At 60.8% G+C, this 13,576-nt stretch carries 11 protein-coding genes; 3 read left to right on the top strand and 8 right to left on the bottom strand.

Annotated features, from left to right (window positions below; translation table 11 throughout):
- Positions 1 to 139 precede the first annotated feature (139 nt).
- On the bottom strand, positions 140 to 592 hold the full coding sequence (locus I2I05_RS10675) for a hypothetical protein (protein ID WP_196282236.1): 453 nt from the start codon (positions 590 to 592) through the stop codon (positions 140 to 142).
- 197 nt (positions 593 to 789) lie between these two features.
- Between I2I05_RS10675 and I2I05_RS10680 the strand changes: the two genes are divergently transcribed.
- Positions 790 to 1,083 (top strand): HNH endonuclease family protein, encoded by a 294-nt coding sequence (locus tag I2I05_RS10680; RefSeq protein WP_196282237.1) that lies wholly within the window; start codon positions 790 to 792, stop codon positions 1,081 to 1,083.
- Between the two features lie 7 nt (positions 1,084 to 1,090).
- Here I2I05_RS10680 and I2I05_RS10685 read toward each other — a convergent pair whose 3' ends face one another.
- Positions 1,091 to 4,807: an AAA family ATPase gene (locus tag I2I05_RS10685; RefSeq protein WP_196282238.1), complete on the bottom strand. Its 3,717-nt coding sequence runs from the start codon at positions 4,805 to 4,807 to the stop codon at positions 1,091 to 1,093.
- A 211-nt stretch (positions 4,808 to 5,018) separates the two neighbouring features.
- Between I2I05_RS10685 and I2I05_RS10690 the strand changes: the two genes are divergently transcribed.
- Entirely contained in the window at positions 5,019 to 5,948 is a 930-nt protein-coding gene (locus tag I2I05_RS10690; protein WP_196282239.1) for an alpha/beta fold hydrolase, read from the top strand.
- Here I2I05_RS10690 and sbcD read toward each other — a convergent pair whose 3' ends face one another.
- The 4 genes from sbcD to I2I05_RS10710 form a co-directional block, all read right to left on the bottom strand.
- Complete coding sequence (gene sbcD, locus I2I05_RS10695; protein ID WP_196282240.1) at positions 5,949 to 7,205, bottom strand: exonuclease subunit SbcD; 1,257 nt, start codon at positions 7,203 to 7,205, stop codon at positions 5,949 to 5,951.
- Between the two features lie 74 nt (positions 7,206 to 7,279).
- Positions 7,280 to 7,768 carry a hypothetical protein gene (locus tag I2I05_RS10700; RefSeq protein WP_196282241.1) on the bottom strand — a complete coding sequence of 163 codons (489 nt, stop codon included), beginning with the start codon at positions 7,766 to 7,768 and terminating at the stop codon, positions 7,280 to 7,282.
- A gap of 120 nt (positions 7,769 to 7,888) precedes the next feature.
- Positions 7,889 to 9,268 (bottom strand): MBL fold metallo-hydrolase, encoded by a 1,380-nt coding sequence (locus tag I2I05_RS10705; RefSeq protein WP_230688275.1) that lies wholly within the window; start codon positions 9,266 to 9,268, stop codon positions 7,889 to 7,891.
- A 157-nt stretch (positions 9,269 to 9,425) separates the two neighbouring features.
- Entirely contained in the window at positions 9,426 to 9,851 is a 426-nt protein-coding gene (locus tag I2I05_RS10710) for a hypothetical protein (RefSeq protein ID WP_196282242.1), read from the bottom strand.
- A 524-nt stretch (positions 9,852 to 10,375) separates the two neighbouring features.
- On the opposite strand from I2I05_RS10710, the gene I2I05_RS10715 reads away from it, so the two are divergent.
- On the top strand, positions 10,376 to 11,959 hold the full coding sequence (locus tag I2I05_RS10715; RefSeq protein WP_196282243.1) for an amino acid permease: 1,584 nt from the start codon (positions 10,376 to 10,378) through the stop codon (positions 11,957 to 11,959).
- A gap of 123 nt (positions 11,960 to 12,082) precedes the next feature.
- Here I2I05_RS10715 and I2I05_RS10720 read toward each other — a convergent pair whose 3' ends face one another.
- Complete coding sequence (locus I2I05_RS10720; RefSeq protein WP_196282244.1) at positions 12,083 to 12,292, bottom strand: hypervirulence associated TUDOR domain-containing protein; 210 nt, start codon at positions 12,290 to 12,292, stop codon at positions 12,083 to 12,085.
- Between the two features lie 54 nt (positions 12,293 to 12,346).
- Entirely contained in the window at positions 12,347 to 13,519 is a 1,173-nt protein-coding gene (locus tag I2I05_RS10725) for a serine hydrolase domain-containing protein (protein ID WP_196282245.1), read from the bottom strand.
- Between the last annotated feature and the right edge of the window lie 57 nt (positions 13,520 to 13,576).

Here is a 13,576-nt window from a genome sequence, read left to right on the forward strand (position 1 = left end):
AAAACTAAGTGGGTTCTCCCGGCGATTCGTCGCCTGGGGCCGTACCAAAAGGGTAGGGATGCAGTAAACGAAAAAAGCCCGGCACAGGGCCAGGCTTTGGTGATTTTCAGGGCTAAAAAAAAGCGTAACGCCTTTTGTTTTACCGGTTAATGACCGTTACGTCGTTGCCAACCTCGGGAAATACAAACCGGCCGCCTACGGCTTTCACGCCTTTTACGCGGCACTCCCACGTGTAACGACCCGGGGCAGCAACGGCGGCTTCGCCCGTTTCACTTTTGAAATACGTCGGGTCGGAAGGGTCGGTAGGGAAAAGTACATCGACTCCAGTCTGGCCCATTGCCAAGTCTTTTACCAGGTAATAGTCTTTGCCACTGCGTTCGTTGTGTACAATGAAAGTGGCAGAATACGTGCCCAATTGCCCGTATTTATCCAAAATACCCAATTTTATCTGGGCCGTGGTGCTTACCATCCACGTTTGGGAGTGTGCCGCGGGCGCCGCGCCCAATAGCAAGAGGGCCACTAGTGCACCCGTCATCCGGCCCGCGAAGGACGGCGACTTGGAGGGAGAGAAATAGGGTACTGATGTCTTCATGGGTGGAAAATGGGGTAACGTTGTTTAAATAAATAGTAATTAAAACAATGCAACTAAGCACAATGCAGGCCAAGTTAATGGGTGGGGATTGAATTTGCAACTAGTGCCGAGCCAAAACGGTTATTCCTAACCCTGAATGCTCCTATTCTCTCGACATGCAATCCCACATGGCAAAGCATATGTCACAGCTTGGATTAATGCCAAAGAAGTCTTCGGCTGCCGCGCTCCGGTGCGGCCTCTGCGAGCGCGACGTGCAGGCCACGTCGCGTCACCACCTGGTGCCCCGCGAAGAAGGCGGCCGACACGGGCCCATCGTTGACTTATGCCAGCCCTGCCACAGCAGCGTGCACCGCTTCCTGAGCAACCGCGACTTGGCCCGTCGCTACCCGTCGGTGGAAGCCCTGCGGGGTGCCGAGGAACTCCAGACCTACCTGCGCTGGATTCGGCGGCAGCGCGTGGAGCGCATCGTGAACCGGCGCGGCAAGAAATAGGCGGCCGCTACTCCACGGCGCAGTTGGTTTCGTCGCCCATCACGCCCACAAGGTGCACGGTGCTGTTGCCGCCCGCGCCCGGCCGAACCCGAATTTGGGTGCCGATTCGGTCTTTGAGGTCCGCCACATGGGAAATGATGCCAATCATCTTGCCCGAGTGCTGCAGGCGCTCCAGCGCATCCAGCGCCGTATTCAGCGCCTCGGGGTCGAGTGTGCCGAAGCCTTCGTCGATGAACAGCGACTCGATACGGGCCTTGTGGCCGGCCAGTTCGCTCAGGCCCAGCGCCAGCGCCAGGCTCACCAGAAAGCTTTCGCCGCCCGATAGCGAGGCCATGGGCCGCACGGTGTCGGCCTGGTCGTGGTCAACGATTTGCAGCTCGAGGTTGCGGTGCGGCGTTTTGAGGATGGTGTAGCGCCCGGTGAGCTGGCGCAGGCGCAGGTTGGCCAGCCGGGCCAAGTGCGTGAGGGTAAGCCCCTGAGCAAACTGGCTGAACTTATCGCCCCGCGCCGAACCAATTTGCTCGCTCAGGTCCTGCCAGCGCTGCTCCTCCAGCTGGCGCTGCTGGAGCTCGCGCAGGCCATCGGCTTGCAGCTGCCGGGCGTCGTCGTCCTGTTTTAGCTGGTTGCCCACGGCGCCCAACTGCTGCTGCAGAATTTCTCCAGCTGCTGCAAGCACCCTCAACTGCGCGGTCAATTCCTCCGAGCTCAGAGGCGTGAGGCCCGATTCGGCGTGATAGTTCAGTTCTGCGGTCAGGTCGGTGAGACGGCGGGCGGCGGCAGCTTTGGCGGTGAGGTGGTCCTGGCGGCGCTGTTGCAGGCGCTCGGCCTCGGCCGGTGGTAGCAGCAGGGCCTGGGCCTCGGTGGCTGTCGCAATGCCGGCGTCGGCCAGAGCTGCAATCAACTCCGCTTGGCGGATAGAATGGGCCGTGGCGTGCTGTGCCTGCTGGGCTTGCAGCGAGGCATGAGCATTTTGCTTGATGGCCAGCTCCTGTTGCTGCCGGGCCAGCTGGTTTTGTGCCCGCGTCGATTCATCGGCCAGCTTTTGGGTGGCTAGCCGCAGTTGCTCGGCTTCGCCGCTGGGGTCGGGGCCGGGGTAGTAGGCGTGGCGGGCGGCCTGCTGCTGCTCGAGGGCCTGCTGTTCGGCTTCGAGTGCGGCTGCAGCAGCTGCGAGCTGAACTTTATTGCGTTCCAGTTCCTCGGCGCGGGCTTTGTGCTCGCTGGTCTTTTCCAATAAGGTTTTCCCTAACTCGGTCAAGGTGTTCACCTGAGCCTCGTAGTTATCGGCCCGTTCGCGCAACGTGGCCAGGAGGCCGTCGTAGGGCGGCTGTGCGGGTAGGGTAAGCCGGTGGGGCCGCAGGAAATCCTGAACGGTTTGCTGGAAAATAGTGGCTTGCTCGTTCCACTCCGCCAATTCCTCTTCCAGCCTGGCCAGCTCTTGGTCCATGGTCGCTTGCCGTTCCAGCAGGCGCGGAAGCTCGCGCTGGGCCGCCGCGGCCGCTTCTCCCGCTTGCGAATAGTTCTCCCGCAATTCAGTCAGTTTCTCGTCGAGCACTGCCAACCGGCGGCGGTTGGCGGCGGCGGCAGCCTGCTGGGCAGTGGCTTCGGCCAACAACGTCCGAAGCAACGCTGGGTCGGCGGGGTGGCTGGGGGCGGGCACCAGCGTGGCAGCTAGTTCGGCCGCCTGTTGGTAGGCCGTTTCGGCGGCGGCTGTTGCATCCTGCCGCACCTGCAGGCGTTGGCGCTGCTCGGTTTGGTGGCGGGTGCAGGCGGCGGTGGCGCGGCGCAGCTCATCATCCAGCGTGGTTAGGACCTGCTCTTGGCGGGTTACGCGTTGTTCCTGCTCATCGGCTTCGGCGGCAAAATCGGCACCGAAGGCGTGCTCCAGCGCGCCGCATAGCGGGCAAGGCTGGCCGGGTTGCAGGTGCTGGCGGTGGGCGTTGAGGTCGGCCAGCGCTTGCTGGGCGCGTAGCTCGCGGCGGTAGCTTTCGAGCAGCTGCTGGCCATCGGCCCGGCGGGTTTCGAGGTGGGTTACGGCCGTTTCGGCTGCCGCCAGAGCCGGGGCTTCCTGGTCGATTTGAACGGTCAGGGCAGCGGCCCGAGCTTGCTGTTCCTGCACGGCTTCGGCCTTGGGCAGCAGCTGTTGCAAGCCTTGCTGGTAGGTGGTGAGGTCGTCGGCGTGCTGGGCCAGCGCGGCGGCCGTGGTGCCGTTTAGCAGGGCGTCGCGCTCGGTGCGGCACGGCTGGCCTTCGTCCTTAATGGCCTGCTGGCGAGCCAGCGCATCTGTTTCAAAGCCGCGCTGCCGAAGCAAGTCGGCCGCAACTTCGCTTTGGTTCTTGCGCAATTCAGTCCGGCGGGCCTCGCGGGTGGCTATTTCCTTTTGGGCGCCCTGCAAATCGATGATTTCGCGGTCTAACGCAAGAACTTGATTTTTTAAATCAATCTCGGCGCTGTGGTCAATGAGCCAACGCTTCAGAATGGCGTCCTGGCTTTGCAGCTTATCAATTTCCGCTGTCTGCTGGCGCAATGCTTTTTCCGCGTCTTCGCTGGCATGCTGGATTTGGGATTGGGCCTTGCGCTTCAGCCCCAATTGGTGTTGCGCCGCCGCAATCTCGGCGTCCTGCTGCTGGGCTTTGCTGAGCACCGGCCGCAGGCGGTTTTCTTCAACCAATGCCGTGGCATGCGCCGCGGTGGCAACGCCGTGGGCCGCCACTGCGGCGGCGGTAGCCTCGGCCAGCAGGGGCAGGGACTGCTCCAAGTCGCGCAGCCGGGTGGTGTCGCGGTCAAGCTCTTGCTGCGCGGCGGCCACCAACGCCAGCGGCTTGGCCAGGGCGGCGGCGCGGGTGTGGCCATCGAGCCGGGCAAAATCGGGCCGGAGCATTTCATCGGCCCGGGCCAGGGTTTCCAGTTCCCGGCCGGTGTCGCGCAGTTGCTTGTCTAGCTGGTCCAGAATGGTGCGCCAGGTCAGGCCGATGGTCAGCTCCTGTTGCTCCTCGTAGTGCTGCTCGGCGTGCTGGTGCAGCACGTCGAGCTGGGTTTCGAGCTCGCCTCTTTCTTCCTCCGAAAGCAAGCGCGTAGCATCCAGCTTGGCGCGCAGCAGCTTGGTTTTCAGTTCTTCTTCTTTGGCTTTTTCAAACGCTGCCACCGACAGCCGCGAATAAATGCCCACGTTGGTCATCTTCTCCAGCAGAGCGCTGCGCTCTTTTTCCGGAGCGTGCAGGAAGCGCGCAAACTTGCCCTGGCTCAATAGCACGGACTGCTCAAACTGCCCAAAATCGAGTCCCGATAACTCGCCCACGCGTTTCGGCACGGCCTCTTTGCCACTGATTACAGCCACGTTCGAGGGGCTCATTACCAAGCTCATGGCATCGGCGTTGAGGCTGCCTTTGTCTTCGCCGCGCACTTTGCGTTTTACTTCCCAGCGCGAGCGGTAGCGCACGCGGTCCACCACGCCGGTGTCGGGGTTGGTTTCGTGTACTTCGAATTCTACCTCCGAAAAGGCATCCTTGGCGTGGCGGCTCACCATTTCGCCCACTTGCCGGTCGTGGCGCGGCACCCGGCCGTAGAGGCCCACGGAAATGGCATCGAGCAGCGTGCTTTTGCCCGCGCCGGTGGGGCCAGTTATGGCAAACAGCCCCGTATCCGCCAGGGGCGTCTCATCGAAGCGAATCAGAAACGGGCCGGGGAGCGAGTTAAGGTTAGCGAAGCGGACGCTGATAATTTTCATGCGAAGACTTTTCCCATCAATACATCCCGAAGGTACGGCAGCCCCGGCACCAAGCCCACCTAAAAAAGCAATAACGCCGGGCAGCGTTTCCGCAGCGCTGCCAACGGGGGGCGTTTATACTAACCAGGCAGCGAGGTTACTCGTTGAAGAAGCGGGCCCTCTGGCCTTGGGGCCAGGCAGCGGTTTCTATTTACTTATAAGGCATTCGACTATGAATTACGTTCGACGCGGGGCGGGAAAGCCCCTGTTGCTGCTGCACGGCATTGGGGGCAGCTGGCGGTCCTGGCAAACCGTGCTGGACGACCTTGCCAGAGCACGCGAGGTCATTGCTGTAGACCTGCCCGGTTTCGGCAACACGCCCCCGCTCACCGGCCCCGTTACCATCAGCACGCTGGCCGATGCCGTGACGGATTTTCTGGAAGCGCACGGCCTATTGGGCATCGACGCGGTGGGCAGCTCAATGGGCGCCCGGCTGGTGCTGGAGCTGGCCCGGCGCGGCGGGGTGCTGGGCGCAGTGGTGTCGCTGGACCCCGGCGGGTTTTGGAAAGGCTGGGAAATCCCCGTTTTTTACCACAGCGTGGCCCTCTCAACCAAGCTGGTGCGGGCCTTGCAGCCCGCCATGCCCTTCCTCACCGGCAATGCCGGTACCCGCACCTTGCTGTTTGCCCAGTTTTCGGCCCACCCGTGGCAGGTGCCGGCTCCCGTTGCGCTCGACGAAATGCGCAGCTTCGCGCACTCCCCGTCGTTTGATGAGCTGCTGGGGAACCTGGCCTACGGCGAGGAACAGCAAGGCGCGGCGAAGGGCTCCATCAGCAGCCCGCTCGTCATCGGCTGGGGACGCCAAGACCGGGTATGCTTCCCCGGCCAGGCAAAGCGCGCCCTCAAAAAATTCCCCGACGCCCGCCTCTATTGGTTCGAGCAATGCGGCCACTTTCCGCAGTGGGACCAGCCGGCCGAAACCATCCGGTTGATTCTGGCCGCAACCGCCGGCGAGGCGTTCCGCGACGTTGACATTGCCCGCCCAGTGGTTTCCACGGCCCCTGCAACGCGCGTTTCGCAAGGGGCCGTAGCGGCAGGAGTAGCAGCCCTGGTGCTGGGCGGAATCTGGTTGCTGGCACGAAAACCGTCCGGCGGCGCCTAGTTACTCCTGGCCTGCCCAGGCTTGCGGGTCGGCTTCGGCCAGCAGCTGGCGCAGCTCGCCAAAGGTGGCAGTGAGGGTGGCGGCGCGCTCGGGCGGCAGGCCGGCCACGCGCCGGCCAAACACTTCTTCCACGGTTAATTCGTGCAGCAAGGCCAGCGGCAGGGCACCATCGGCCAGGTCGGGGACTTCGGTGGCGCGCTGGTGGCGCACGCCGCGGGGAGCCAGCACCTGGGCTTTTTGCAGCTGCAATACGGCCTGCACCCGGCGCTGGACTTCGGCGGGCGTTTCGTCGGAGCGCACCAGCACGTCGGCCCAGGCCACGAGTTGGAAGGCGGAATTGTCAAAAGCCAGAATATCCGCTTCGACTTCGTCCAACGTGCCGTGAAAGCGCTGCAGGCGGCGCGTTACCGGCACGGGCAGGGCCGTGATGGTGGGCGCGCCCGCCCCCTTGAATTCCAGCAGCAGCACCTGTTGCTTGTCATCGGCCTCGGTGAACGAGAGCGGCACCGGCGAGCCGGAGTAGCGGATGTGCGCCCGCCCGCCCACTACCTGCGGGCGGTGCAGGTGCCCCAGGGCCACGTAGTCGAATGCGGCCGGGAAGTGCTCGGCGCCCACCAAGCCCAGGCCCCCAATGTGTACGTCGCGCTCGGCGCCTTCGCGGGCTTCGCCGCCAGCGGCGTAGAGGTGGCCGGTAGCCAGCACGGGCACGTCCTGCTCGCGTTGCTTTTGCACGGCTTCACACTCGGCCAGGGCGGTGTAGTGCCCGGCAATGCTCTGGCGGATGCGGATTTGCCGGTCGTCGAGTGTTTCGCCGGCCACGGCCAGCCGGATGTCGCGGTCGCGTAGAAATGGCACCGCGCACACCACCAGCCCCGGCAGGCCATTGGCGGCGTTCAGGTACAGCACCTGCTCGGCGGGGTCGGTGGGCACGCCGCCCACTACGTGGATGCGCAGTTGCCGCAGCAACTGCCGCGAGGCGTTGAGCATGGTGGGCGAGTCGTGGTTGCCGCCCACCACCACAATATCGCGGCAGCCGGTGGCCTGCATCTTCACCAAAAAGGTGTAATACAGCTCCTGCGCCGTGTAGGACGGCGTTTGGGTATCAAAAATGTCGCCGGCAATGACGAGCACCTCAATGCCTTGGGCTTTCACTGTGAGCAGCAGCCATTCGAGAAAGGCTTGTTGCTCGGTGGTGCGTTCCTGGCCCGTGAGGAAGTGCTGGCCGAGGTGCCAGTCGGCGGTATGAAGGACGCGCATAGGGTAGAGATAATTACGAAGATACCCAGGCGGGGGAGAAATGGGAAACCAAAAAAGAGTTAGCTTTTCTTTAATCAAAAAGGTTGTCCTAAATCTTTCTTGAATAGTAAACAGAAGGCTTCTCCAGCTTTTCCATAGAGTTTTTCATAGCCTTCCAAAGCATTAATATAGTTATTGAGTTCGTTGTTTTTCAACGTTGTTGTCAATTGCAAGTCGGATATTTTAAATAGAAACTGCGTATTGTTTGGGATTGGTGTATGAAAGAATAATGCGTCACTTGAACTGTTGAAATCAAGCAAAATCGAATAAAGCTGAAAATCGGATTTTATATTTTTTGTCCTGTCAATAAGGATGTTAAAGTGCCTAAACAGCTTGTCTAAGTGAGGTTCTCTCCTCTTGAAACTGTTGTTGCCGTAGCCATACCAGTCAAAGTGCAGATGCCAATCGTAACGCCACGTTTCGGAATTGTCAAGGTCAAGCCATTTAAATTTATCCAGGTCGTTTTCGATTGCAAGGTTTTTATAGTATCGTTTAAGTCCTCTGTGTTTTTTAAGGCCGTTCATGTTGCTGCGTTATCTTTTTAGATGGGTAAAGCATTTGCATTGCTGTTCATTTTGGTGTAAAAAAATAGCGGCAAGCATTCCAAAATTAGGATGCTTGCCGCTATTTTTTTGCTGTATGTTCTAATGCACCACCTGCTTCTGAAACTCCGTAATGGCCTCGCCTAAATCCAGCACCTCCGCACCGGGCAGCGCTTGCTGCACAATGCTGGCGCCCGCTGCCGAGCGGTAGCCACCGGCACAATGCACCAGGATGGGCTTGTCGGTCGGAATCTCGCGGGCCCGTTCGCGCAGCTCAGGCAGCGGAATAACCACGGCATTTTCGAACACGGGCACCTTGGCCTCGGCGTGGTTGCGAATGTCCACAATGGTGAAGGCTTCGGGGTGCTGCCGCACCGCTTCCACATCGACCGTAGGGGCGATGGCAGGCAGTTGCAGCGGTACCAGCATGGCACCTTGAATATTGCCTTCGTAGCCAATTTTGGCGGTCTTGCGAATGACAATGTCCAGCGCAATCTGCGAATCGGCGAGCAGGTAATACTTTTCGGTGGGGCCAACGACCGAACCCAGCCAGGTTTCAAACTTGCCGCCGTCCTGTAGGTTGATGGCGCCCGGCAAGTGGCCGGCGCGGAATTTGGCAGCCGGTCGCGTGTCGATAACCAGCACGCTGGGCTCCAGGGCGGCGGTGCTGCTGGGATGCGGCACCGCCCGGATGCTATCCTCGAAGCTGGGGGCGCCCTGCTTGTTCAGTTTCACATCGTGGCCAAAGTATTTGGGCACGAAGGGCTGGTCTTCGAGCAGCACTTTGATGAAATCCTCCTGCGACATGGGTTGCAGGGCATAGTTGGTTTTCAGCTCCTTGGCGATGGTGCTGTCGAGGTCGGTGCTGGTGGTTTTGCCACAGAGCGAGCCGGGGCCGTGGGCGGGGTACACCCGCGTAGCACCGGGCAGGGTCATGAGTTTGTTGCGGGTACTGCGGTAAAGCTGGGCGGCCAGTTCCTCGCGCTTGTGGCCGCCTACGGCTTCCTCCTCGCGCAGGTCGGGGCGGCCCACGTCGCCCACAAACAGCGTGTCGCCGGTGAACACGGCCCGGCTCTGGGCCAACTCGTCCATCAGCAGAATGCTGATGCTATCGGGCGAGTGGCCGGGGGTGTTGATGGCGTGCAGCTCGACATTGCCCAGGGTGATGCGGTCGCCGTCGTCGAACGTTTTGTGGGGGTACTTGGCGCCGACCAACTTGCTGCAGTAGATGTCGGCCTCGGTTTCTTCGGCAATTTCCAGGTGCGACGACACGAAATCGGCGTGCGGGTGGGTCTCAATCACGGCAATGATGTTGGCCTCGTGCTCGTCGGCAAAATCGTAGTAGGGCTGCGGGTCGCGGGCGGGGTCGATGATGACGACCTGCCGGCCGCAGCGCACGGCGTAGCTGGCGTGGGCCAGGCCCTTGTCGTAAAACTGCTGGATTTGCACGGCCGAGGCCGTGCTACTGGGGAGGGGAGGCATGGTTGGGAACAGATAAATGGCGAAAAACTGAGCCGGGTGGCCAAGCCAAATATAAGCAAGTAGCGGAACGAAGGGCTTTGTTCAGTTTGGCCAAAAACACAGAAAAGCCCCAGCCGTGTGAGCTGGGGCTTTTAGCAAGGCCGGGGCGGGCAAGGCTTTAGGCTTTGGCCTTCATCTTCATTTTGCCACCATGCTGGCCTTTGCCGTGGCCGCGGTGCTCGTCCTGCCGCTGGCTGAACTTGGCGTATTGGTCGGCCGTGAGAATGCTTTTAAGTTGGGCCTGGTAGCGTTCGTGAGCGGCTTTGCGCTCAGGACAGCCGGCTTTTTTATCGGTGCCGTACTTGGCTTTGAAGGCCGCGCCTTGCTGCTGGCGGGCCAGCAGAAGCTGCTCGACACGGGCTTCCTGGTCGGCGGTGAGGCCGAGTTCCTTGGCCATTTTGCTGGCTTTGTGGTCGGCTTTCTGCGCGGGCGTTTTCTGGGTTTTGGTTTTAGCGTAAGTTGCCTTGGCTGGAGCGGTTTGGGCGAAACTAGTGCCAGCGGTGGTGAGGGCCAGCGCGGCGAGGAGAACGAGGGTCTTTTTCATGGAGAAGGAGAAACTAAAGGAGTTGAATGAGCAGTGAGGCAGGCTTTTTTCTCTCACTTGCTGGGGTATTTGCAAGGCGTATGCCAGGAATAATGCCAGGGCGGCGGAGGCGAGAATCCGTCGATAAACAGGCTCATTTCCTGTACCAATCGGACGTTTTAGCCTACCATTCGGTGCGGCTGGCCGGGCCGGACGGGAAGGCTGCGAGCCGGCGCCTGGGCAAAGCAGGAGCCGGAAGTAGCAGCTCGATAAGCTAGCAGCACCAAGGCCATTTTCTTCGGATGAGACCAGGGGCAATGGGCCTGAGCTGCGAAGGCAGATGCCGCGCAGGTGGGCGGGTTTAGCTAGGGCTAGCCCGGGATTGTTGAGCTCCCGTTTGCCCGAAAACAGGGCGGGAGGGATTTTGCTGCCTATATTTCGGGCCCGCCGCTGCCGCTGCCACCGATTTTTGATGGTTGAGGCAACCGACGGTTCCTTTAACGGTCATTTTTATTTCACACTTCTTCCTTCTTCAACTTTAACAAATGGCAAGTATTTTCGCCAAAAAACCGTTGGCCGTGCTTCTGGGTGAGGCCAATTCCACCGGTCACGGTACTCTAAAACGAACGCTGGGAGCGGGCAACCTCGTGGCCTTGGGCGTGGGCGCCATCATCGGGGCCGGCCTGTTTGTGCGCACTGCGGCGGCGGCGGCTCAGGCCTCGGGCCCGGGTGTTACGCTGGCATTCATTGTGGCCGCTATCGGCTGCGTGTTCGCCGGTTTGTGTTACGCTGAGTTTGCGGCTATGATTCCCATTGCCGGCTCGGCCTACACCTACGCCTACACCACGATGGGTGAGTTTGTGGCCTGGGTTATCGGCTGGGCGCTGATTATGGAATACGCGCTGGGCGCCGCCACCGTCAGCATTGCCTGGAGCGAATACCTCAACAAGCTCTTAGAGGTTTTTGGGACGAGTATCCCGTATAGTCTCAGCCATTCGCCTTTCGAAAGCGCGGTGGTAAACGGCGTAACCGAGCACGGTATCATCAACCTGCCGGCGCTGCTGGTCATTGTGGCCCTGAGCTTGCTGCTGGTAAAAGGCACGCAGGAATCGGCGCTGTTCAACGCCGTTGTGGTGGTGCTGAAAGTGGTTATCGTGCTGGTGTTCATCGCGGTGGGCTGGCAGTTTATCGACCCCGCCAACCACACGCCTTACCTGATTCCTGAAAATGCCGAGCCTGTGAAAAACGCCGCCGGCGAAGTGGTACGGGAGTATTCTGCCTGGAACAAGCACGGTTTCGGGGGCATTCTGGGTGGTGCCGCCATTGTATTCTTTGCCTTCATCGGTTTCGATGCCGTGAGCACGGCCGCGCAGGAAGCCAAAAACCCCAAGCGCGACATGCCCATCGGCATCCTCGGCTCGCTGGCTATTTGCACGGTGCTCTACATCCTGTTCGGCCACGTGCTGACGGGCGTTGCCAACTGGCGCGAATTTGCCGACCCCGCGTTGGGTGGCGAAGCTTCGGTGACGTACGCCATCAAGGCGCACATGCCCGGCTACGAGTGGATGGGCACGGCCGTAACGGTGGCCATTCTGCTCGGCTTCTCGTCGGTAATGCTGGTGATGCTCATGGGCCAGAGCCGCGTGTTCTTCTCGATGGCCAAAGACGGCCTGATGCCCAAAGCCTTCTCGGAACTGCACCCCCGCTTCAACACGCCCTACAAATCGAACCTGATTCTGATGGTGTTCGTGGGCCTGTTCGCGGCTTTCGTGCCCGGCTCGCTCGCCGGCGACCTTACCTCGTTCGGGACGCTGCTGGCCTTCGTGCTGGTGAGCTTGGGCGTGTGGATTATGCGTCGTTCCGACCCCGACCAGCCCCGGCCGTTCCGCTCGCCGCTTTCGTCGGCCAGCTTCCCGCTGGTGCCGGTGATGGGGGCGCTTATCTGCCTGCTGCTGATTGTAGCGCTCGACGCCTTCACCCTGAAAGTGGCCCTGGGCTGGATGATACTCGGGTTCATCGTGTACTTCCTCTACGGCAAGCGCAACTCGCTGCTTCAAAAGGGCATTGTGGTAGTGCCCACTGAGATGGAAGAGCAAGCCTTCATCGAGCCCGACAAGCACAACTTGTAAGAGCTAAATTGCCAAATAAAAAGCCCCGCTGGTTGATGCCAGCGGGGCTTTTTGCACTTAATGGAACGTCAAATAGCTCGCTGGAATACTATATAAGTTGTGCTTGGCATTCCGGCTCTGTACTCAACCGGCCGGCTTTACTTCGCTTTTGAGCTTCAGCACCCGGTCGCCGTTTTCCTGCACAATCACCAGCGCGGGGTCATTGGCCGAGCCGTTGCGGTGTATTTCGGCCCCCTTGATGGTGCGCGCGATGGGCTCTTTGTGCAATGACTCAATTTTGCCGGTGGCCGTGCCGGTGCCGTATTTCCAGGTGACTTTGGTGCCTTTGCGCATGATGATTGAGTGGGAAAGAGGTGCCCATTTAGTACGCAAAAGCTCGGCGGCTGGTTAGTGCACCTGGTCCAGCAGTTTCCAGATGGCTTTGAATTGCTTCAGGCTGCGCGGCCCGGGCTGTACCTCGGTGTTGGTGACTAAAATCTTGCCCACTCGCGTCACAGGGTCAAAAAATAGGAAGCTGGTGAGGCCCGCGTCGCCCCCGGTGTGTCCCACCGTTCCATTGCGCCGGTGCGCCCAGAGCAAGCCCTGATTCGGCTCGGCCGCGTCCAGGTGCCGGGGCATGCGGCCGGCCGCAAACTGCGGCTTCAGTAGCGAATCGACCGCTGCTGGCGGCAGCGGCGCCCCCCTCACGGCCGGGTTGATAATGCTGTGCAGGTAGCGCCCCAAACTGTGAACACTGGTGAGCAAGCCGCCATCGGGGTAGGTGATGGTGTAGTAAGGCGGCACAATTTTCCCCTTGGCGCTGTACAGCGTGGCCATTTGGCTAGCGGCTATTTCGGCATAATTCCAACCCGAATCGGTGAGGCCCAGCGGCAGCAAAATGTGCCGGCGCGTGAACTCGCTGAATGCCTGGCCGGTGGCTTTTTCGATGGCCAGCGCCGCGAGGGCGGCGCTTTCGTTGCTGTAGGCATAGGACGAGCCGGGCGCATAGGGCCGAAACCGACGGCGGCTGAACCACTGGCCGGTGGGGCTCAGGGTGCGGCGCAGGTATTCCTCGCTGCTCAACGCCGAGGCGGTGCCCTTGGTGTAGGCGTGCTTGCTATAAAAGCGCTGGTTCTCGGTGAGGCCCGCTGTCATAGTGGCCAGCTGGCGCAGCGTGATGGGTTGGTTGGGAAAATAGGGGTGGTGCACCGCAAAAGGCAGCAGCTCATTCACCGGCTGGTCGAGGCGCAATTGGCCCGCCGCCGCGGCTTGCAGCAGTGCCACGCCAATGAGCGTTTTGCTGACCGAACCCACGCCCTGCACCGTGGCCGGGGTGTAAGGCGTTTTCAGCGCCTTGTTGGCGTAGCCAAAGCCGTGTTCGTAAACAACGCCGTCGGGCCGAACCACGGCCACGGCAAAGCCCGGAAAATCAGAAGCCTGCCACCGCTGGCGCAGCTGAGCGGTGAGGCCCGCGGTATCGGCCGCAGCAAGGACAAGGACCTGGGCCTGCACAGCGGGCGAAGCCAGGAAAAGCCCCGTGCTTGAGGTAATTAAGAAAGCGGTAATGAAAGAAATACGCACAAGTACGGCTGGGGTAGGGTTCAAAAATAGCACCCATTAGCAAGGTGCTTGGAAGCG

This window comes from Hymenobacter jeongseonensis, assembly GCF_015694725.1.
GTDB lineage: Bacteria > Bacteroidota > Bacteroidia > Cytophagales > Hymenobacteraceae > Hymenobacter > Hymenobacter jeongseonensis.

What these genes read in the sequence shown, in the direction of transcription:
- I2I05_RS10675 (WP_196282236.1), bottom strand. Translation starts at nt 592, where the DNA reads ATGAAGACATCAGTACCCTATTTCTCTCCCTCCAAGTCGCCGTCCTTC.
- I2I05_RS10680 (WP_196282237.1), top strand. Translation starts at nt 790, where the DNA reads ATGCCAAAGAAGTCTTCGGCTGCCGCGCTCCGGTGCGGCCTCTGCGAG.
- I2I05_RS10685 (WP_196282238.1), bottom strand. Translation starts at nt 4,807, where the DNA reads ATGAAAATTATCAGCGTCCGCTTCGCTAACCTTAACTCGCTCCCCGGC.
- I2I05_RS10690 (WP_196282239.1), top strand. Translation starts at nt 5,019, where the DNA reads ATGAATTACGTTCGACGCGGGGCGGGAAAGCCCCTGTTGCTGCTGCAC.
- sbcD (WP_196282240.1), bottom strand. Translation starts at nt 7,205, where the DNA reads ATGCGCGTCCTTCATACCGCCGACTGGCACCTCGGCCAGCACTTCCTC.
- I2I05_RS10700 (WP_196282241.1), bottom strand. Translation starts at nt 7,768, where the DNA reads ATGAACGGCCTTAAAAAACACAGAGGACTTAAACGATACTATAAAAAC.
- I2I05_RS10705 (WP_230688275.1), bottom strand. Translation starts at nt 9,268, where the DNA reads ATGCCTCCCCTCCCCAGTAGCACGGCCTCGGCCGTGCAAATCCAGCAG.
- I2I05_RS10710 (WP_196282242.1), bottom strand. Translation starts at nt 9,851, where the DNA reads ATGAAAAAGACCCTCGTTCTCCTCGCCGCGCTGGCCCTCACCACCGCT.
- I2I05_RS10715 (WP_196282243.1), top strand. Translation starts at nt 10,376, where the DNA reads ATGGCAAGTATTTTCGCCAAAAAACCGTTGGCCGTGCTTCTGGGTGAG.
- I2I05_RS10720 (WP_196282244.1), bottom strand. Translation starts at nt 12,292, where the DNA reads ATGCGCAAAGGCACCAAAGTCACCTGGAAATACGGCACCGGCACGGCC.